The following is a 20260-nucleotide window of genomic DNA, read 5'->3' as shown; positions in this document are numbered from 1 at the left end:
GTCGACATGCGCGTCCTGAAATCCATTCTGCTCCTTCTGGCCCTGGCGTCGACCGGCGCGGCGGCGCAGTCGCGAGACGTCCTCGTCGGAACGGTCCGGGAAATCTTGGGCGGCGTGGATCCGCAGTCGGGCGACGAGTACCTTGGGCAGGCTTTCGACGGTCGCTCGCAATTGACGCGACCCGAAGTCCGGCGGCTCCAGCAGGCGTTGAGAAGTCTCGGCTACGCCGACGCGCCCGTCGACGGCTCCGTCGGCCCTGGGACCTGGAGGGCGGTATCGAACTGGGCCGAGGCGCACGGGTGGAAGACCCCGCGCAGCCTCCGCGTCGAGCACCTGCTCGCTTTGGAGAAGGAGGCGGGCGAACGAGATCCGGCATCGTCCGCCGCGCCGGCATCGGGGGACGGCGACGTGCGGCGCGTCCAGTCGGCGCTCGCGACGCTCGGCTACTTCGCCGGGCAGGCGAACGGACAAGTCGACCAGGCGACGCTCAAGGCGGTGGCCGCCTGGGCGGCCGACCGGGGTTGGAAGGCGCCGAACCGGATCCGGTCGTCGCACGCCGACAGCATGGAAAGGGAGATCGCGGAACGAGGATCGGGCGTTCCGGCGGCGAGCCCGCCGGACGTCGTGACGATCGCGAAGGCCAAGGCGGCGCTCGCGCAGCTCGGTTACTATTCCGGGCCGGAGGACGGGCGATCGGACCCCGCTTTCGTCGCCGCCCTCGCCGCATGGGCCTCTGACCGGGACTGGACAGCGCCCGATACCCTCCGGAAGGCGCACGTGACCGACATGGAGGGGGAGGTCGGCAGGCTCGCGGCGTCCGGCGTGACGCTGGTGGGGACGGGTTGGGCGGCGGACCGGAGGTCGTCCGGAAGCACGGTCTGTACCGGCAACCGCAGCGGGGAGGCGACGTGCCTCCATCTCGCCTGTGGGCCGGAAGGCGGGCTGGCGCTCGAGTTCGATCCCTCGGATGGCGACGGGCCCATCCCGGCGAAAGCGCGGCTCGCCGCGGACGACGGCGCCGGCACGGACGTGCCGCTCGAAGGCCGTCCGGGTCGCGTCATCCTGACGGGAAAGGGTTCGCAGCCCGTCCTGGAGCGTCTGTCGAAGGGGCGCGTGCTGCACGTCCGGGTCGCCGACGTCGCCGTCGCCTTCACGCTGGCCGGCTTCGGTCCCGAGCGTCGACGGATGGAAGCGCGCTGCGACGCTCCCTCGCCGAAGCCCGCGTCCGGCGAGGGGGGCTTTGCCGGCCGAGCCGCACGCCTGCCGGACGAACTGGTCGACCGTTCTCGGCTGGTCGACGCCGAGAAGTGGGCCTACCTGGACGACACCGACCTCGGCGGAGCCGACATTCGCGGCGGCCTGACGGACCCGTCGCTTCGTGGCATCGACGAAGCCGACTGCCTCGCCATGTGCCGCGAGACCGTCGGGTGTCGTGCCTTCACCTTCAACCGGAACGGCCGGGTCTGCTTCCTGAAGTCCGAGAAAGGGCGGGACAAGACCTTCCCCGGCGCCCGCAGCGGCGTCCTGCAGACGAGGTCGCTCGCCGTGCCGCCTCCCACGCGCGGACCGGAGCCCGTCGTCGACGCGAACGTCGGCTGGCGAGACGCCGACCGGCTGGCGCCTTTCCAGGCTCGGGTGCGACAGTCCGCGCGCAAGCTCGGGAATGCCTGCGAAGCCGAACGAGCGACGCTGCGCAGCTTGGCCGGCGCGCTCGAATGGACGCTGTCGAAGACCTCCGGTTTCCGTGTCGGAGAACAAGCCTCGCTGCAGTGGTCGAACAACGAACTCGCCGACCGCATTCCGGTCTGGCTGGTTCTCGAGGCCGACCAGCCGGTCCGCTTTGCCGGCAAGGGGTCCTTCGCACTCGGTCCGGACGCGCCGAACCCGTTCGCCATTGGGACCGGCCTCGGTCACACGCGAGCTCTGGTCGCGTTGGCGACGCGAGGCGCGGGTTCGCAAGGCTCGGTGAAGTTCGCCCCCTTGCGTTCGGGTCCGCTCGACGTGTCTGTCTCGCTCGTCGGTTACCTGCGGGCCTGCGAGGAGGAACTGACGCTGAAGGCGACGCGCGAGACGCTCGACGTCGCCCCGGCCCCCGCCGAGATCGTCCTGAACACCGCCGAAGCGCGTACCGCCTTCACGCTCGGCATCGACGTTCCGGCGGTCTCGCGCCGGATCCTGCTGAACGACAGGCGCTTCCTGCTGCTGGACGCGACGACCGGCACCGAGATCGCGGAACGGGCGGGGACGGAACTTCGCGTCTCGCCGACGCACCGCTTCGTCGCCGTCGACAACGACGGACGGACGGAGATCGTAGACACGATCGACGGTCGGACCACGGCGACGTTGAACGCCGGCAAGCTCTACTGGGCGCTCGGCGACAGCGTCGTCGTCACGACGAGGGCGCCCTGGGCCAAGGTCGACGTCGCCTCGACCTTCGGTGACCACCTCCGGTTGGCGGAACAGCTCACCGGCGCCGCGTGCTGCTTAGCTGAACCAGGGGAAACGCGGATCTCGATCGACTTGGAGAACTCGACCTACGCCATCCTGGGCGAACTCGGCTACCGGATCGGTAGCCTGCAGAACGCCGACTTCGCGTCCGTCGAGAACTCCGGCGGCGGCTACCTGTCGAACGGCGGGGGCACCGCCGCGTCGCATCTCCGGACCCTCGCGACGCTCGGCATGGTGTCCCCCGTCAGCCTGTCACGCGACTTCGACGCGGCCGGTGGCTTCGTCGACGGCGAAGCGACCGACGCGGTTGACACGAGCGGTTCCGAAGTCCCGCACCCTCCTGCCTTCGAGGATCGGCTGCGAGGCAGCCTGGCGAAGGTCGGTCTGACGGTGAAGACCCTCGGCGACACGGAACAGATGGCTGGCGATCTTCGACTTGCCGACACGGTCAACAGCGTGCCGCTCTCGCGAGCGCTGCCGGAACAGCTTCTTCGGCTGGGCGTGACGCTGGATCCGATGGCGGATGGCGACGTCCTGCTCGAACCGGAAACGAAGGGCGAAACGGATCATACGCACGCCATGGAGCTGCCGGCGCGACTGGAGCGTTCGGCACCGGCGATGGGGCGGCTCGAAAGGGAAGCGAAGGCCGCCGGCTGGCGATTCCGATGGTCGCTGCCGGAGGAAGACGACGGCCTTCTCGCCGACTGCGGACATGTCCTTCTCGGCGACGCCGGCGACACCGGCAATGTGGGCGAATCGTTCGGACCCCGAGACGTTGTGGAGGTTTCGCGCGTGGCGACGCGGCGCGGCGCCGTCTGGGTCGCGCGGGCGTCGTGCACCGCCGGCGCGACGTTCGGCAGCCTGCGGCCGCACGCCGCCTTCTACGTCATGGACATCGGATCGGCAAAGTCCATGAAGGGTTCCGATGCCATGGTGGACGGGTCGGAGTTCTTTGAGAACAACGCCCATCGTCTCTGGTACGATCACCCGTTCCGGATCAAGGCGAACGACGACCTCCTCTTGACCTATGCGCCCGGCAACGGAGTGATCACCGTCCGGCAGCGGGCGACGCGTTCCATGCTGTGGATCGGCGAGAATCTTCCGAACGGCGACCTCCTGGTCGACGCGTGGCTGACCGGCGACCGTCGCCACGCGGTGCAGCTCAATTCCGACGGCAACTTCTACGTTCACGACCTGATGAAGGCGGGAGCGGTGATCCTGTCGGGCCGGATCGTCGACGACGAGGTGGCGGTCTGGACATCCGACTTCCGGTACGACGCGACGGCGGAGGCTGCGGCGCTGATCGACCTGAAGTTTCCAGGGCGGGACGAACAATTCAGCCTCGACCGGTTCGGCGCGGCGCTCCGCGTCCCTGACCTTACGCGCGCCGCCCTGGAGGGTTCCGTGCCGTCGGCCAAGGAGGGTGATCTCGGAGTACCGCCATCGCTCGCCGGCGAGATCGCGCTCGACTCGGACGGCAAGGTGAGGGCGAACCTGCGATACGAGGCCGGCGAGGTGGTGCGGCTTTCCGTGCTTCAGGACGGGGTGTCGACGGGAACCTTCGAAAGCGACCGGCTGAACGGCACGGTGACGTTCGAACGGCTGAAGGACACGCGGCTAGTCTCGATCGTCGCATTCGACGCCAGGGGCCTCGCGAGCCTGCCCGTTTCGGTCGATCTCGGACCTTCGCCGACACGAAGGGCCACGACTCGGGTCCTTTCGATCGGCGTGAACACGTATCAGGGCGCCGGCCTGCGTTCGCTGAACTACGCGCTGCGCGACGCGGGTCGAGTACAGGAACTGCTTTCCGTGCGGAACGACGGAGAGCCGCCCTTCGCCGTGGAGACGGCACCCAAGGACCGGCGTGCGTCGCCCGACGCGATCGTGGAGGCGACCCGCCGGCTCCTAGACGGGCTCGAGCCCGGCGATCATGCCGTAATCTTCCTTGCGGGCCACGGCCTGCAGGACGCGAAGGGGCGCTTCTACTTCGGAACGTCGCTGACCGATCCGGCGGACCTCGAAGGGACCGCGCTGGCGTTCGAGCGGCTCGAACGTCTGTTCCAGTCGACCGACGCACGCATCACCATCTTCCTGGACGCGTGCCATTCGGGAGCGGCCGGTACCGGCGCCTTCGCGACGAACGACGACTTGGCGGGGAACTTCGCCAGGTCGAGATCCAATGTCACCGTACTGGCGGCAGCCAAGGGACGGCAGGAATCCGAAGGGAGCCGAGAGGTCGGTGGACTGTTCACCGACGCGATCGCCGCCGTGCTCGGCGCCGAACGGGATCGATACGATCGCAACCGCAACGGCCGGATCGAGGCGTCCGAACTGTACCGAGGGGTGAAGGCACGCGTCGTCCGGGCGAGCGGGGGGCGGCAGACGCCGTGGATGGTCGGCAGCAGGATGGTGGGAGACTATGCGCTGTTCTAGGAGTGTAGCCGGTGTTCTAGCGATCGCCGCAATGTTCGCGGCGTCGGCCGCCGTCGCCGACTGCCTCGTATGCGACGAGGTAGTCGAACTCGACGGAATCCGAGCGCGATGCTTCCAGCAGGACTACGGCAAGTTCCTGGAACGAGCCGAGCGCTCGAAGACCGGGAACGCGGAGGTCGATCTGGGGACCTGCGCGGGCGACGACGGCACGGAACAACGCGGTCTCGACAAGTTCCCGAGCCTGGACCCGCTCGACGCGGGGACGGAGTCCGTCCGCAGCCCCCTTCGCTCGGTCTACGTCCTGGACAAGCCCGCCATCGTCTGCCTCAAACGGCTGCTGGACGACTATCGTGGCCTCATCGATCCGAAGGTCCAGTTCGATCTTCTGGAACAGTGCCGGCCGTGATCTCGGGCGAGGCGGGTCGGCCGAGGCGAAGTAGGGGCCGGACGCGGCGCAGGGCGGCATTGGTGCGCCGGATCGGAACCGCCTTCGGAGCTGCGAGCGTCGTCGTCGGCGGTCTGTGGGCCGTCTACGAGTATCGCAGTTCCGAGGAGGGGGAACGCACCAAGTACACGCTGCAGATGATCGAGGACTGGGAGACGAAGGGGTATCGTGTCGCCTACGGCGAGCTCCGGGAAGCCTACGCGTCGTTCCTCGCGTCGTTATCGGAAACCGACCGCTCGACGGCCGCTTCGATTATCCAGGGCAGGGCCAACCTCTTGGCGAACTTCGCGCGACGGATGGGCGAAGATCCGAAGAAGCGCGATCAGATCCGGGAGGTCGTCTACTTCTTCAACCGACTCGGCCTGTGCGAGGGGTCCGGGGTCTGCTCGCACGAGACGACCGCAGTGTTCTTCGACGACACGGTCCGAACGTTCGTCGAGGTGTTCCAACCGTACATCGACACGCACTTCGCTTCGCTGCCGGGTTCGAGGACGACGGTGTCGGATCTTTCCCGTCGCCTGGACGCCGACAGATGACGAACATCGAAGGTGCGATCGAGGAGGCCCGAACGTCGCCACGTGGAGATCGGCGAGAAGGCAGACGCGGGGTAGTCGACACGTCCGGAGTTCGGGCCCCTCGTGTAAAACGGCAGGATGGGCTTCGGGCTTGCATGCTTGCAGCGGCCGCGTCCGGTCGAGAGCGCTCCGGCGATCTTGGCGGTCGGGTGATCCTTTGGCTCCGGCACGAGATCGCGGACGGACTTCGAAATCCGGATCGGTCGAACAGTTCCGACTGCTGGGTGCGGTAGGCGAAGAACCCGCCTCGCGGCAGGGTCGCCGAGCGGTCCTCCATATCTTCGTTGGTCGAGCCAGGCGAGCCGAGACCTCGCCGACGAAGGTCGATCATCCACGTTTCCTGTAGCGGACGCGGGCGTCGGCATCCTCGAGGACGAACGAGGACAGGAAGCGTTCGTCGTAGGGATTGGGAAGCACGTTCGCGACCGGATCCACGCTGAGGGGGCCTGTGACGTGCAGCATCACGAGGTGGAGTTGAACTACGAGCGCAGATAATCTCCCCGGGAATCTTCCCATCGAACGCAGCGCGATTGAGTCGTGTCGGCTCTGATCGTCAGCGGCATGCAGCACGGCTTCAGGTCAGTCGCGTCGGCATGCATGGCGCTGCGGTCGCCGCTCTCTGGTACGTCCGTCGACAACTAATCAACAGCTGCAAACCTAACGTGCCACTACCGGCAAACCAAAGTGCCCTGCTGCAAACCATCGTGCCGTTCTCAGATGTCGCATCACCACGAGACGACAGGCCCTTGTGCGAATGAACGTTCATTCACTACATTGCGCTCGTTGCAACCGGCCGCTTCCATGACCCAGATCGACCGCCACGACCTTGCCGCGCGCTCCGAGGAAATTCTCGAGCGGGTCACCGTCGTTTTCGCGCGCAAGGGTTTCGACGGGGCGTCCATGCAGGATCTGGCCGCCGGCGCCGGCATGAGCGTCGGAAACTTCTACCGCTACTTTCCGTCCAAGCTGGCGCTGGTCGAAGCGCTGGTCGAGCGCTGCATGCGCGATGTCCAGCGCGACCTGGCGAAGGTGCGCGACGAGCCGGACTTCTTCGTCGCATTCCGCCGCCTGATCGAGATCAACCGGGAAAGCCTCGTTCCCGAGGAGGCCGCGATCTGGGTGCACGTCGATGCGGGGGCGATTCGCCATCCCGAGATCCGGGCGCTGCGCGAGGCGATGGAATGCGGCATCCGCAAGGAGATGTTCGCGCTCCTGACACGCGAGGTCGAGGCCGGCGATCCGGCGACGGTCGAACGACTGGAGGAGATCGCCGACTTCCTGGTGGTGCTCGTCAGCGGGCTGTTCCGCCGCTTCGCGTTCGGCGACCGCGAGGCCGAGCGGGAGCGCTTCGACCGTCTGACGACGCTGGTGATCGACACCGCGCGCGATCGGCTCGACGCGGTTCGCGTCCGTCACCCCCTGCTCGACGCCGCCGAATGAGGGGCTCGCACCGCATGTTCGACATGGTTTCCCGGATCGGTGTCGGGATCGCGGTAGCGGCGTTCCTCGCCGGCGCTGGATCGGCCAGGGCGGAAACGCCCGCGGCCGCGCCGGTCGCGCCCGTCGCCGCGCCCTCCATCGTGGTGGTCGAGGCGAAGACGGGCGAGGTCGCCGACCGCGTCATCGCCTCGGGCCTCGTCCAGGCGGTGGAGGAGGTCGATGTCCAGCCGCTGATCGAGGGCTACGCGATCGACCGGCTCGAGGCCGATGTCGGCGACCGCGTCGAGGCCGGCGAGGTGCTGGCGACCCTCTCCTCCGACGCCCTGACGCTGGAAAAGAGCCAGATCGAGGCGACCCGCGCGAAGACCGGGGCGACCCTGCTGCAGGTCGAGGCGCAGATCGCGGAAGCGCAGGCGAATGCTGACGAGGCGCGCCGCGTCTTCGAGCGCACCCAGCGCCTGTCCGGCAACGGCGCGACCTCGGAAGCGCAGGTGCAGCAGGCGAAGGCCTCCGCCGACGCCGCCGAAGGCCGGCTCGCCGCCGCCCGCGAGGGCGTGAAGGTGTCCGAGGCGGAGGTGAAGGTCGCCGAGGCGCAGCTCGGCGACATCGAGCTGAAGCTGCAGCGCACGAGCGTGAAGGCGCCGGTCGCCGGCATCGTTTCGGCGCGGAACGCCCGGGTCGGCGCGATCGCGCGCGGCACCGGCGACCCGCTGTTCACGATCATCCGCGACGGCGCGGTGGAGCTTCGCGCCGATGTCGCGGAAGGCGATGTCGGACGGCTGCGTGCCGGGCAGGCGGCGAAGGTCTCGCCGATCGGCGCGGCGGAGCCGCTGGCGGGCGAGGTGCGGCTGGTGGAGCCGACGATCAATGCGACGACCCGGCTCGGCCTCGTGCGCATCAGCCTCGGCGACGCGTCCCGCATCCGCCCCGGCATGTATGCCGATGCCGACGTCACCGTCTCGCGGCAGGCGGGCGTCGTCGTGCCGATCACGGCGGTGACGGCGGACGAAGGCGGCGAGGGCGCGAGCGTGCTGCGCCTCGACGGCGATCATGTCGCCAAGGTGCGGGTCGAGCTCGGCGTGCGCGACAACGGCCTCGTCGTCGTCCGCTCGGGCCTTTCGAACGGCGACCGGATCGTCGCGAAGGCGGGAGCCTTCGTGCGCGACGGCGACCGCATCACGCCGGTGCTGGCGAGCGACCCGCTCGGGGCCCAGGCGAAGCGGTGAGGGCGGCTCGATGAACTTCTCCGCCTGGTCGATCCGCAACCCGATCGCGCCGATCCTGTTCTTCGTGCTGCTCGTCGCGGTGGGCGTCCAGTCCTTCCGCGAACTGCCGGTCACCCGTTTCCCGAACATCGATTTCCCGCTCGTCTCGGTGGTCGTCACGCAGAACGGCGCATCGCCGGCCGAGCTTGAGCGGCAGGTGACGAAGGAGGTCGAGGACGCCGTCTCGGGCGTCGTCGGCGTCAAGAACATCACCTCCACCGTCACCGACGGTGTCTCCACGACGGCGGTCGAGTTCCGGATGGAGATCCCGACCGACCAGGCGGTGCAGGACACCAAGGATGCGATCGACCGCATCCGCCCGGACCTGCCGGCCAGCGTCGAGCCGCCGATCGTCTCGAAGATCGACGTCGCCGGTCAGGCGATCCAGACCTTCGCGGTGTCCTCCCCGGCGATGACGCTGGAGGAGCTGTCCTGGTTCGTCGACGACACGGTGAAGCGCCAGCTCCAGGGCCTGAAGGGCGTCGGCAAGATCGAGCGATACGGCGGCGCGACGCGCGAGATCCGCATGGAGCTCGATCCCGCCAAGCTCGACAGTTTCGGCATCACCGCCGCAGATGTCAGCCGGCAGATCGTCAAGACCAATGCCGATCTCGGCTCGGGCCGCGGCGAGATCGCCGGGGCCGAACAGGCGATCCGCACGCTCGGCGACGCCGCCTCCGCTGCCTCTTTGAGCGAGACGGCGATCGCCCTGCCGAACGGCCGCTTCGTCCGGCTCGGCAATCTCGGCACGGTCTCCGACACCTACGAGGAGCAGCGCTCCTTCTCGCGCTTCGACGGCGACCCGGTCGTCACCTTCTCGGTGTTCCGCTCGAAGGGAGCGAGCGAGGTCGACGTCGCCGAAACGGTGAAGGGCGCGCTCGCCAAGCTGAAGGAGACGCATCCGGAGGTGAAGGTCGGCCTCGTCGACGACGCCGTCTTCTACACCTACGGCAACTACGAGGCGGCGATCGACACCTTGATCGAGGGGGCGCTGCTCGCCGTCCTCGTCGTGCTGCTGTTCCTGCGCAACTGGCGGGCGACGCTGATCTCCGCAGTCGCGCTGCCCTTGTCGGCGATCCCGACCTTCTGGGCGGTCGACATGCTCGGCTTCTCGCTGAACCTCGTCAGCTTCCTCGCGATCACGCTGGCGACCGGCATCCTCGTCGACGACGCGATCGTCGAGATCGAGAACATCGCCCGGCACATCCGCATGGGGAAGTCCCCGTACCGGGCGGCGATCGACGCGGCGGACGAGATCGGCCTCGCGGTGATCGCGACGACCTTCACCATCATCGCGGTCTTCGTGCCCGTCTCCTTCATGCCGGGCATTCCGGGCCAGTACTTCCGGCAGTTCGGCCTCACCGTCGCGATCGCGGTGTTCTTCTCGCTGCTCGTCGCGCGGCTCGTCACGCCGATGATGGCGGCCTACCTGATGCGGGCGAAGGACGCGCACGGCGAGGAAGAGCGCGACGGCCCGCTGATGCGGCTCTATACCGGCTTCGTCCGGGCGACCTTGCGCGTCCGCTACCTCACTCTCGTCGCCTCGTTCGGCATCCTCGCGCTGTCGCTCTTCGCGATGATGCGCATTCCGATGAACCTCTTCCCGCCGGAGGACGTGTCGCGCATCGTCGTCTCGGCCGAGCTGCCGCCCGGCACGCCGCTCGCCGAGACCGACGTCGCGATGGAGAAGGTGCGCGGCCTGATCGAGCGCATTGACGGCGTGTCGAACGTCTTCGTGCTGGGCGGCACCTCGCCGACCGGCTCGCTCGACACCCGCCGCGCCGCGCTGACGGTACTGCTGGAGCACCAGGAACATTCTCTGGTTAAGGCCCTCGCGAACGGCGTCGCGGCGGCCGGCGACCGGATCGGCCTTCACCTGCCGCGGATGCAGGTCGAGGGGCGCACGCGCCCGCAGGCCGATATCGAGAAGGAGGTGTTCGCCGCCGTCGCCGCGGTGCCGGACGTGCGCATCTTCAAGCTGAACGATCGCGGCGAGCGCGACGTCTCGTTCAACCTCCTGTCGTCCAGCGACGCGGACCTGAACGTCGCGATCTCGCGGCTGGAAGATGCCATGTGCGCCGATCCGGTCTTCGCCAGCGTCGCCTCCACCGGCGCGCTGGCGCGGCCGGAGCTGCAGATCCGCCCCCGTGCGACGGAAGCCGCGCGCCTCGGCGTCACCACGCAAGGCATCGCCGACACGGTGCGCATCGCGACGATCGGCGACGTCGATGCGGCGCTCGCCAAGCTTTCCGCCGGCGACCGGCTCCTGCCGGTGCGGGTGCAGCTCGACCTGCGGTTCCGCCAGGATCTGGCGCGGCTGCGAAACCTGCGCGTGCCGACGGCGAGCGGCGGCAGCGTGCCGCTGCAGGCGGTGGCCGATGTCGAGATCGCCGAAGGGCCGAGCACGATCGACCGCTTCAACCGCGAGCGGCGCGCCTCGGTCGGCGCCGACCTGCCGCCGGGCGTCGCCCTCGATACCGCGACGTCGCGCTTCGGCGAGATCGCCGCCCGAACTGAACTGCCGGCCTCCGTCCATTTCGTCGCGTCGGGCGATGCCGAGATCCAGACCGAGATGGTCGGCGGCTTCGTCAATGCCATGCTGCTCGGGCTCGGGCTGGTGCTGACGGTGCTGATCCTCCTGTTCAAGGACGTCATCCAGCCCTTCACCATCCTGTTCTCACTGCCGCTCGCGATCGGCGGGGTCGCGGCGGCGCTGATCGTCACTGGCCAGCCGGTCTCGATGCCGGTGATGATCGGCTTCCTGATGCTGATGGGCATCGTCACGAAGAACGCGATCCTCCTCGTCGACTTCGCGGTCGAGATGCGCCGGCACGGCATGGGACGGCTGGAGGCGATGATCGAGGCAGGCCGCAAGCGCGCCCGCCCGATCGTCATGACCTCGATGGCGATGTCGGCCGGCATGGTGCCGTCGGCGATGGGGATCGGCGAGGGCGGGGCGTTCCGCGCGCCGATGGCGATCGCGGTGATCGGCGGCGTGATCGTCTCGACCGCGCTGAGCCTCGTCGTGGTGCCGTCCTTCTATCTCGTGATGGACGACCTTTCCCGCCTGCTCCGCTGGCTGTTCGGGCGCTTCGTCGGACGCAAGGACGAGGAGGACGAGCGCGACCTCGCCGCCGAGCGGCTGGTGGCGCTGGAGACGCGCGTCCGCCTCTTGGAGGGCAAGGGCGAGCCGAAGCCGCCCTATCTCCTGCGCCCGCCGAGCGAGGCGGCGGAGTAGCGGTCAGCCGAGGGCGCGTTCCACCAGCGTCTCCCAGTAGCGGACACCGAGGGGAATCACGGTATCGTCGAAGTCGTAGGCGGGATGGTGGAGGCTCGCCGAAGCGCCGTTGCCGATGAAGACGAAGGCGCCGGGACGCTCGTTCAGCATGAACGAGAAGTCCTCGCCGCCCATCAGCGGCGGGATGTCGCTGTTCACCGCATCGGCTCCGAAGACCTTCTCGGCGACGCCGGCGCAGAATTCCACTTGGCCGGCGTCGTTGCGTGTCACCGGATAGTGGCGGACGTATTCGGTGGCGATCTCGACGCCATGGCCCATGCCGATGCCGGCGGCGCATTCGCGGATGCGCCGCTCGGCCAGCGTCCGCGTCGCCTCGTCGAGGGTCCTCACCGTGCCCGACACCACTGCGGTTTCGGGAATGACGTTGCGCGCGAAGCCGCCGTGGAACTGCGTGACCGACACGACCACCGAAGCGAGCGGATCGGCGTTGCGGGAGGCGATCTGCTGCAGCGCCTGGACGAGCGCGGCCCCCGCGAGGATCGGGTCGGCTGTCAGTTGCGGGATCGCCGCGTGGCCGCCCCGGCCGGCGATCTTCAGGTTGAACTCGTCGGTCGCGGCCATGATCGGGCCGGCGCGCGTGCCGAAGGTGCCGACCGCCATGCCCGGCATGTTGTGCATGCCGTAGACGGCCTCGATCGGGAAGCGCTCGAAGAGCCCGTCGTCGATCATCGCCTTTGCGCCCGCACCGCCTTCCTCAGCGGGCTGGAAAATGAGCGCCACCGCGCCGCGGAAATCCGGCGACCGCGCCAGCCGGCGCGCCGCGCCGAGCAGCATCGCCGTGTGTCCGTCGTGCCCGCAGGCATGCATCATCCCTTGCGTCTTCGAGCGCCAGGGAAGGTTCGTCTCCTCCTCGATCGGCAGCGCGTCCATGTCGGCCCGGAGCGCGATCGTCGGGCCGTCGCCCCTGGTCCCCCGGACGAGACCGACGACGCCGGTGCGGCCGAGCCCCGTTTCCACCCGCTCGCAGCCGAACTCCCGCAGCTTCTCCGCCACGAAGGCCGCGGTCTCGTGCGTCTCGTAGAGAAGCTCCGGCCGTTCGTGGAGGTGATGCCGCCATGCGGCGACCTCACGCCACTCCGCCGCTTGGCCCTCGCGCGTTTCGCCGCCGTTCACGAATTCACCAGATTCATGCGTGCCTTCCATTGCGCCGCTTGCCAGAAAGCCGTCCGGGCGCGAGATAGGGCATAGGTTCCTATCACATCAGTTTTCCGCCTAAACCGGCCCAACGACAAGGGATTTCGAGGTGGCGATCCGCATACGACCATCGACGGCGTTCATGGTCCTTCTTCTAGCCGGCGCGCTGCCGGCCGCGGCCGAGCAGGCGGTCGTCGCCGACGTCGCCACGGCCAAGGTGCTCTACGCGCAGAACGCCTCGTCGCGTTGGTATCCGGCTTCCACCACGAAGCTGATGACGGCCTATGTGGCGCTGAAGGCGATCGAGGACGGCAAGGCGGCCGTCGACACGCCGGTGGTGATGACGCGATACGCTGCGTCGCAGGCGCCGTCCAAGATGGGCTTCCAGCCGGGTTCGGTGATGCGGCTCGACGTGGCGCTCCGGATGATGCTGGTGAAGTCGGCGAACGACGTCGCCGTCGCGATCGGCGAGGCGGTCGGCGGCGGCTCGCTGGAGACTTTCGTCGGGATGATGAACGAGGAGGCCGCCGCGATCGGCATGAAGGACAGCCGGTTCGTCAACCCGAACGGGCTGCCGGGCGAGGGCCAGCACTCGAGCGCGAAGGACCTGGCGCTCCTCGCGGTGAAGCTTCGCACCGAGTTCCCGACCTTCGCGACGCTGTTCGGCACCGAGGCGATCTCGACGGGCGCTGCGACGATCAAGAACACCAACGGGCTGCTCGGGCGCTTCGATGGCGCGGACGGCATGAAGACCGGCTATATCTGCGCGTCCGGCTTCAACCTCGTCGGCTCGGCGACGCGCGACGGGCGCACGGTCGTCGCCGTCGTGCTCGGCGCCAGCGGCACCATCGTGCGCGACCGCCGGGTGGCGGAACTGCTCGACCTCGGCTTCAAGGCGGACCCGGCGAAGGAAACGACGCTCCTCGCCGACCTGGCCGTCGCGAACGGCGACGCGGCCGACATCTCGGGCGAGATCTGCTCGGCGGCAGGGCGCAAGGAGCGGGCCGAGGCACGGGAGGACGAGGCGGAGCGCAAGGACGGTTCGCCCGGCTCGCATCTCCACGAGATGGACCGCGCCCGCTCGGTGGTGCGCGTTTCGCTCGGCGGCGCGGCGGCCGCGCCCGGCATCGAGGCCGGCATCACCCAGATCGCCAACTACAACATCCCCGTACCGATGGCGCGGCCGCCTTACGTGCCGGAGAAGGAAGGGCCGCCGCTGCCGCCCGGCTTCGCGGCCTCCGCCGGCCGCGAGGGGCCGCCGCTGCCGTCCGACGCCGTCGCGGTCGCGCCCGCCGCGCCGGACGAAGGCGACGGCGCGAACTGACCGGCGGATGGCCTTCCACGTTTCCGCCGAGCCGGTCCGCCTGACGCTTCTGACCGGCTTCCTCGGCGCCGGCAAGACGACGCTGCTGAACCGGCTGCTCGCCGACCCGGCGGTGACGGACACCGGCGTCATCGTCAACGAGTTCGGCGCGGTCGGCGTCGACCACCTTCTCGTCGAATCGGCTTCCGACGGGCTGATCGAGCTCTCCGGCGGCTGCCTCTGCTGTTCGGTGCGCGGCGATCTCGCCGACACGCTGGCCGACCTCGTGGATCGGATGCAGACCGGCCGGATCGCGCCGCTGAAGCGCGTCGTCGTCGAGACCACCGGCCTCGCCGACCCGACGCCGATCCTGGCACTCCTCATCGGCCATCCGGCGCTCGCCCGGGCCTACGCGCTGGACGGCGTCGTCACCGTCGTCGACGCGCTCGCCGGCCCAGCCAATCTCGCCGAGCATGTCGAGGCACGGCGGCAGGCAGCGGTCGCCGACCGGATCGTCCTGACGAAGACCGACCTCGCGGATGCGGGCGCGGCGGACCGGCTTCGCGGCGCGTTGCGCGACCTCAATCCGGGCGCGCCGATGCTGGATGCGGCGAAAGGCGAGGCGGCGGCGGACACGCTGTTCGGCTGCGGGCCGTTCGATCCCAACGCCAAGTCTACGGATGTCCGCGCCTGGCTGCGCGAGGAAGGCGGCCAGCACGACCACCCGCATCACCACCATCGCCATCACGCGCCGGATATCGGGTCGTTGGTGATCGAGCGCCGGGAGCCGATCGGCGAGCGCGATCTTCGCGGCTTCATGGAGGCGCTCGCCGGCGCGGCGGGGCCGGGCCTCCTGCGCGTCAAGGGCATCGCGCATGTGCGGGAAGCCGTGGAGCGCCCGCTCGTCCTCCATGGCGTGCGCGGCTTCTTCCACCCGCCCGCGCGGCTCGGCGCGTGGCCGGACGGCATGGAGCCGGCGACGCGGCTCGTCGTGATCGGCGAGGGGCTGGATGAGCGGCGGGTGCGCGATCTCTTCGCCGCCTTCATCGGCGAGCCGCGGATCGACGCGCCGGACCGGCAGGCGCTCATCGACAACCCGCTAGCCGTGCCCGGCTTCCGCTCCCTCACCGGCTGAGCGCCCGCCGCGCCGGATCGAGACGCTCAAGTATCCATCCGCCTCCGTCGCGGCGAGGAGGTCGTGACCCTCCGCGCCGCAGAGATGGGCGAGGTCGAGTCGCGCCAGCGGGTCGTCGGCGAAGACATCGAGCCGCGCGCCGGCCGGCAAGGCTTTCAGCCGTGCCGCGGTCTTCAGGGCGGGGAGGGGGCAGCGCAGGCCCCGCAGATCCAGACGCTCAACAATCTCGCCGGAACCGCCCTCGCGCAAAGCCCGTCCTCTTCCTATTCCTCGACGCGCTCCATCCGTCCGACGAGGACGATGTAGGAAAGCGCCGCCACCACGGCCAAGCCGGCGCAGAGCGCGAGGGCCGGCGTGAAATCGCCGCCCTGCACGAGATAGCCGATGGCGATCGGGATCACCACCGAGGACGCGCCGCCGAAGAAGTTGAAGACGCCGCCCGTCAGCCCGATCAGCCGCTCCGGCGCCAGTGCCGAGACGTAGGACCAGGTGATCGAGGCCATGCCAGTGCCGAAGAAGGCGATCGCGAGGAAGGCGATGATCGCGGCGGGCCGATCCACGAACTGCGCGCCGATGATCATCACCGACAGGCCGATGCCGACCAGCACCGGCACCTTCCGCGACGTTTCCAACGTCGAGCCGCGGCGGAGCAGCGCGTCGGACAGGAAGCCGGAGAAGATCACCCCGGCGAAGCCCGCGAGGAACGGCACGGCCGCGTAGAAGCCGGCCTTCAGGAAGTCGAGGTGCCGGAACTTCACCAGATAGGTCGGGAACCAAGTGAGGAAGAAGTTCGCCGAGGCGAGGTAGCAGAACTGGCCGATATAGATGCCCCAGAGCTTGCGCCGCCCGAGGACGATGCGGAAATCCGCCCACGAGAAGCCTTCGCCGTCTCGCTTCGTCTCGATCCGCCGGCTGAGGTCGGGAATGCCGCCACCCTCGCGGATCAGCTCGATCTCGGCGGCGTTCGTGCCGCGGAACTTCGCCGGATCGCGGTAGAAAGCCGCCCATATCAGCATCATGAGGACGCCGAGCGCGCCGGTGATGAAGAACACCGAGCGCCAGCCGAAGGCGCTTTCCGTCCAGACGAGGACCGGCGTCAGGAAGCCGAGGCCGACATACTGCGCCGAGGTGTAGATGCCGATCGTGCTCGCCCGCTCGCGCTCGGGAAACCACGTCGTCACGATGCGGTTGTTCATGATGTAGGAGGGCGACTCGAACGCCCCGACGAGAAGACGCAGGACGAACAGCGTCGCGATGCCGCCGACGAAGCCGAGCGACAAGGTGGCGATCGACCAGACGCCGATCGCGAGCGGATAGAGCACGCGCGGATGGACGCGGTCCGCGAGCCAGCCGCCGGGAAGCTGCAGGATCGTGTAGGTCCAGCCGAAAGCCGAGAAAACCCAGCCCATCGTGACCGAATCGATCTGCAGCTCGTTCGACAGCGAGTTGGCGGTGAGCGACAGGTTCGTCCGGTCGAGGTAGTTGACGACGCCGGTGACGAACAGGAGCGCGACGATCGCGAAGCGCGTGCGCGACGCGACTTGCCGCGACGTCGCGGCCGGTGAAATGGCGCTCATCGCGCGTTTCCTTTTCGAAATTTCGTGAAAGCGGTCCGGCGTTCGGGCGTCACCAGTTGGTGTAGCTGCCGTCGCGGCGGCGAAGATGCGGCGGCTCGGCAAAGCGGAAGGCCTCGCGCGTCAGCGCCGCTTCGTCGACTTCGATGCCGAGCCCCGGCGCGTCCGGCACGAGGTAGGACGCGCCGTCCAGCCGGACTTGTACGGGAAAGACGTCGCCCGAATCGAAGCAGAGTTGTTCGACCGGCGAGGCACGGCACTCCGCCCAAGCGAAGTTCGGGACTGCCGCGGCGAGATGCACCGTCGCCGCCGTGCAGATAGGACCTAGAGGATTGTGTGGCATGAGGTCGACGTAATGCGCCTCGCTCCAAGCCGCGATCTTCATCGCCTCGGTGAAGCCGCCGACGTTGCAGACGTCGATCCGGTTGAACTGGTGCAGGTCGCCCTCGATGTACGGCAAGAACTGCCATTTCGACGCGAACTCCTCGCCGATCGCGAAGGGCACGTCGGTCATCCGCCGGAGCGCCGCGTAGGCGGCCGGCGTCTCGTCGCGGATCGGCTCCTCCAGGAAGTCCAGCGTGCCGGAAGGCATGCGCTGGCAGAAGCTCGCCGCTTCCGCCACCGACAGGCGATGGTGATAGTCGATGCCGAGCACCACTTCCGGCCCGAGCGCTTCGCGCGCCTTGACCATCCAGGGCGCGGTGCGGGCGATGGACTCGCGCGGCTCGAACTGATCGGTCGCGTGCTGGCCGGCCGGCACGAAGCGGATGCAGGTCCAGCCGGCGGCCTTCAGGATTTCGGCCTGCTCGATCATCGCCTCGCCCGGTTCGGCCGGGGCGGTGGCGAAAGCCGGCACGCGCTCGCGCTGCTTGCCGCCGAGCAGTTCGTGGACCGGGACGCCGAGCGCCTTGCCCTTGATGTCGTGCAGCGCGATGTCGATCGCCGAGATCGCGGCGGTGAGCACCCGGCCGCCCTCGAAATACTGCGAGCGGTACATCTCCTGCCACAGTGCGCCGATGGCGAAGGCGTCCCGGCCGACGAGGAACTGCGCGTAGTGCTCGATCGCGCCCGCCACCGCCTTCTCGCGGCTCGACAAGCCCGATTCGCCCCAGCCATAGACGCCTTCATCCGTCGTCACCTTGACCAGAAGCTGGTTCCGGAGGCCGACACGCGGCGTGAAGGTCTCGATCGCGGCGATCTTCATGCGTGGTCCGTCTCCGTCGGTGAGGTAATGTCCGCCGTGCTGCGGACTGGCCCATCCGCGGCGCGCCCGATCCACAAAGCGGGATCGGCGTCGAGCGCGTCGGCCGTCTGCCGGCCGCGCGCGGTGATGGCCATCGCGATGAAACGAGCCTCTTCGGCGCGCCCGCCCGCGACGGCGGAAGCGAGCGCGAGGTGGACGGCGGGATTCGGATCGTAGCGCTGCCCCTCCGCCATCAGCCGAAGGTCGGCGTCGAACAGGGTGCGGAGCAGGACATCGAGCGACCGGCTGAACCCTTGCAGCAGGCTGTTGTGCGTTGCCGCGAGGATCGCGAGGTGCAGGTCGACATCGGCGCCGATCGCGGCGGCGGGATCCGCCGCATCAATGGCTTCGGCGAGCTTGAGGATCCGGGCACGCTCCTCCGGCGTCGCGGCTTCGGCCGCGAGCGCCGCGGCCCCGGGCTCGATCATCGCGCGAAGGTCGGCGACCTCGCGCTTGAAGCGGGCGTGGCTGGCGCTGTCCGCAAGCCGCCATGCGAGCACGTCCGGATCGAAGGCGTTCCACATCGCCGCGTCGGTGACGAAAGTGCCGTAGCGCCGGGCGGTGCGCACGAGACCCTTGCCGGCGAGCACCTTCACGGCTTCCCGCAGCGAGTTCCGACCGACGCCGAGTTCCGCAGCGAGTTCGTCCTCGAAGGGCAGGCGCGATCCCGCCGGATAGGTTCCGCCGACGATGGCTCTGCCGATCGTCTGCACCGTTTCCCGTGTCGCGCCCGATGGCAGCATTCGCCGTCTCCTCGGCGAAAGCTTCTAGATCCTATCTAGAAGAAATGTCAATCGGCCTGTGTGTTGTGCCCGAAGGTTTGGACGTGCGGTCCCGGCATCGAAGTCCGGCTCCGGCTTGCATCCACTCTACGCCAGCCTCTACAGGCTGCGATTGCTCGGTTGAAACAAACCGGCGAGAGACGTGACGATGCGCTACTACATCACCGGGACGGCGGGTTTCGTCGGTTTCCATCTCGCCCGTCGCCTCCTGGAGGAAGGGCACGACGTCGCCGGTTTCGATGGGCTGACCTCCTATTACGATGTCCGCCTCAAGGAAGCGCGGCACGCCGCGCTGGCGCAGTTTCCGCGCTTCGCGCCGACGATCGCCCTCCTGGAGGATCAGGCGGCGCTCCGCCGCTCGATGGCGGAAGCCAAGCCCGACATCGTCATCCACCTCGCCGCGCAGGCCGGAGTGCGCTACAGTCTCGAGAATCCGCGCTCCTACGTGGAGTCGAACGTCGTCGGCACGTTCAACCTTCTGGAGATCGTCCGCGAGCTTCGGCCGCGGCACCTGCTCCTCGCCTCGACCTCCTCGGTCTACGGCGCGAACCCGACCGTGCCGTTTCGCGAGATCGACAAGGCCGACGAGCCGCTGACCATCTATGCCGCGACGAAGCGCGCCTGCGAACTGATGGCTCATTCCACCGCGCATCTCTACCGTGTGCCGACGACGGCCTTCCGCTTCTTCACCGTCTATGGACCGTGGGGCCGACCGGACATGGCGCTGTTCAAGTTCGTGCGCGCGATCCTCGCCGACGAGGAGATCGAGATCTACGGCGAAGGGCGGATGAGCCGCGACTTCACCTACGTGGACGACCTAGTGGAGGGCATCCTGCGCCTTGCCGCCCTGCCGCCGGACGAAGCGAACCGGGTGGGAGCAGGCAACGAGCTCGACACCCTGTCGCATCAGGGACCGTACCGCGTGGTGAACATCGGCGGAGGGCAGCCGGTCGGCCTGCTCGAACTCGTCGATGCGGTCGAACGGGCTCTCGGACGGAAGGCAAGGCGCCGGATGCTGCCGATGCAGGACGGCGACGTGCCGCGCACCTTCGCCAGCCCCGACCTCCTCGAAGCCCTGACGGGCTACCGCCCGGCGACGAACCTCGAAACGGGCATCAAGGCGTTCGTCGACTGGTACCGGGAGGCGCAAGCCAGCCTGCGCTAGCGAACCGCCGTTGGATACGC

14 protein-coding genes are annotated in these 20260 nt (G+C 68.7%); 9 read left to right on the top strand and 5 right to left on the bottom strand.

All coding sequences use genetic code 11. From position 1 onward, the window contains the following. Positions 1-6 precede the first annotated feature (6 nt). The 6 genes from F6X38_RS12020 to F6X38_RS11995 all read left to right on the top strand — a co-directional run bounded on the left by F6X38_RS12020 (position 7) and on the right by F6X38_RS11995 (position 11844). Positions 7-4881 carry a peptidoglycan-binding protein gene (locus tag F6X38_RS12020; RefSeq protein WP_246191314.1) on the top strand — a complete coding sequence of 1625 codons (4875 nt, stop codon included), beginning with the start codon at positions 7-9 and terminating at the stop codon, positions 4879-4881. A gap of 31 nt (positions 4882-4912) precedes the next feature. Further along, entirely contained in the window at positions 4913-5287 is a 375-nt protein-coding gene (locus F6X38_RS12015) for a hypothetical protein (protein ID WP_246191313.1), read from the top strand. A gap of 62 nt (positions 5288-5349) precedes the next feature. Further along, on the top strand, positions 5350-5862 hold the full coding sequence (locus tag F6X38_RS12010) for a DUF4760 domain-containing protein (RefSeq protein ID WP_210248888.1): 513 nt from the start codon (positions 5350-5352) through the stop codon (positions 5860-5862). An 840-nt stretch (positions 5863-6702) separates the two neighbouring features. Further along, the gene (locus F6X38_RS12005; RefSeq protein WP_161992733.1) at positions 6703-7341 is read left to right on the top strand and encodes a TetR/AcrR family transcriptional regulator; all 639 of its coding nucleotides are present in this window, start codon (positions 6703-6705) and stop codon (positions 7339-7341) included. 14 nt (positions 7342-7355) lie between these two features. Then, positions 7356-8567, top strand: coding sequence for an efflux RND transporter periplasmic adaptor subunit (locus F6X38_RS12000; protein WP_246191312.1), 1212 nt, complete (start codon positions 7356-7358; stop codon positions 8565-8567). Positions 8568-8577: 10 nt separating this feature from the next. Then, complete coding sequence (locus F6X38_RS11995) at positions 8578-11844, top strand: efflux RND transporter permease subunit (RefSeq protein WP_150970065.1); 3267 nt, start codon at positions 8578-8580, stop codon at positions 11842-11844. Between the two features lie 3 nt (positions 11845-11847). Here the strand turns inward: F6X38_RS11995 and F6X38_RS11990 are convergent, their stop codons facing one another. Beyond that, a complete protein-coding gene (locus tag F6X38_RS11990) occupies positions 11848-13017 on the bottom strand; it encodes a M20 aminoacylase family protein (protein ID WP_246191311.1) in 1170 nt (389 codons plus the stop codon). Between the two features lie 163 nt (positions 13018-13180). Here F6X38_RS11990 and F6X38_RS11985 point away from each other — a divergent pair, with 163 nt between their 5' ends. Further along, positions 13181-14362 (top strand): D-alanyl-D-alanine carboxypeptidase family protein, encoded by a 1182-nt coding sequence (locus F6X38_RS11985; protein WP_150970063.1) that lies wholly within the window; start codon positions 13181-13183, stop codon positions 14360-14362. A 7-nt stretch (positions 14363-14369) separates the two neighbouring features. Continuing rightward, the gene (locus F6X38_RS11980; RefSeq protein ID WP_150970062.1) at positions 14370-15476 is read left to right on the top strand and encodes a CobW family GTP-binding protein; all 1107 of its coding nucleotides are present in this window, start codon (positions 14370-14372) and stop codon (positions 15474-15476) included. Here F6X38_RS11980 and F6X38_RS11975 read toward each other — a convergent pair. The 4 genes from F6X38_RS11975 to F6X38_RS11960 are packed head-to-tail and all read right to left on the bottom strand — an operon-like array spanning position 15441 to position 19036. Further along, positions 15441-15725 (bottom strand): sulfurtransferase TusA family protein, encoded by a 285-nt coding sequence (locus F6X38_RS11975; RefSeq protein ID WP_150970061.1) that lies wholly within the window; start codon positions 15723-15725, stop codon positions 15441-15443. The genes F6X38_RS11980 and F6X38_RS11975 overlap by 36 nt on opposite strands. A gap of 14 nt (positions 15726-15739) precedes the next feature. After that, entirely contained in the window at positions 15740-17053 is a 1314-nt protein-coding gene (locus F6X38_RS11970) for an MFS transporter (protein ID WP_150970060.1), read from the bottom strand. Between the two features lie 49 nt (positions 17054-17102). Continuing rightward, the gene (locus tag F6X38_RS11965; protein WP_150970059.1) at positions 17103-18254 is read right to left on the bottom strand and encodes a mandelate racemase/muconate lactonizing enzyme family protein; all 1152 of its coding nucleotides are present in this window, start codon (positions 18252-18254) and stop codon (positions 17103-17105) included. After that, complete coding sequence (locus F6X38_RS11960) at positions 18251-19036, bottom strand: FadR/GntR family transcriptional regulator (RefSeq protein ID WP_150970058.1); 786 nt, start codon at positions 19034-19036, stop codon at positions 18251-18253. Before F6X38_RS11960 ends, F6X38_RS11965 begins: the two co-directional genes overlap by 4 nt. Before the next feature lie 187 nt (positions 19037-19223). Between F6X38_RS11960 and F6X38_RS11955 the strand changes: the two genes are divergently transcribed. Beyond that, complete coding sequence (locus F6X38_RS11955) at positions 19224-20240, top strand: NAD-dependent epimerase/dehydratase family protein (protein ID WP_150970226.1); 1017 nt, start codon at positions 19224-19226, stop codon at positions 20238-20240. Positions 20241-20260 lie beyond the last annotated feature (20 nt).

Origin of the sequence: Plantimonas leprariae (assembly GCF_008802405.1) — a bacterium.
In the GTDB taxonomy this organism is placed as follows: domain Bacteria; phylum Pseudomonadota; class Alphaproteobacteria; order Rhizobiales; family Rhizobiaceae; genus Plantimonas; species Plantimonas leprariae.
The sequence above is the reverse complement of the archived record's forward strand: the minus strand, read 5'-3'. Positions and strand labels throughout refer to the sequence as shown.

What these genes read in the sequence shown, in the direction of transcription:
- F6X38_RS11960 (WP_150970058.1), bottom strand. Translation starts at nt 19,036, where the DNA reads ATGCTGCCATCGGGCGCGACACGGGAAACGGTGCAGACGATCGGCAGA.
- F6X38_RS12000 (WP_246191312.1), top strand. Translation starts at nt 7,356, where the DNA reads ATGTTCGACATGGTTTCCCGGATCGGTGTCGGGATCGCGGTAGCGGCG.
- F6X38_RS12020 (WP_246191314.1), top strand. Translation starts at nt 7, where the DNA reads ATGCGCGTCCTGAAATCCATTCTGCTCCTTCTGGCCCTGGCGTCGACC.
- F6X38_RS11970 (WP_150970060.1), bottom strand. Translation starts at nt 17,053, where the DNA reads ATGAGCGCCATTTCACCGGCCGCGACGTCGCGGCAAGTCGCGTCGCGC.
- F6X38_RS12015 (WP_246191313.1), top strand. Translation starts at nt 4,913, where the DNA reads ATGTTCGCGGCGTCGGCCGCCGTCGCCGACTGCCTCGTATGCGACGAG.
- F6X38_RS12005 (WP_161992733.1), top strand. Translation starts at nt 6,703, where the DNA reads ATGACCCAGATCGACCGCCACGACCTTGCCGCGCGCTCCGAGGAAATT.
- F6X38_RS11995 (WP_150970065.1), top strand. Translation starts at nt 8,578, where the DNA reads ATGAACTTCTCCGCCTGGTCGATCCGCAACCCGATCGCGCCGATCCTG.
- F6X38_RS11985 (WP_150970063.1), top strand. Translation starts at nt 13,181, where the DNA reads ATGGTCCTTCTTCTAGCCGGCGCGCTGCCGGCCGCGGCCGAGCAGGCG.
- F6X38_RS11980 (WP_150970062.1), top strand. Translation starts at nt 14,370, where the DNA reads ATGGCCTTCCACGTTTCCGCCGAGCCGGTCCGCCTGACGCTTCTGACC.
- F6X38_RS11965 (WP_150970059.1), bottom strand. Translation starts at nt 18,254, where the DNA reads ATGAAGATCGCCGCGATCGAGACCTTCACGCCGCGTGTCGGCCTCCGG.
- F6X38_RS11955 (WP_150970226.1), top strand. Translation starts at nt 19,224, where the DNA reads ATGCGCTACTACATCACCGGGACGGCGGGTTTCGTCGGTTTCCATCTC.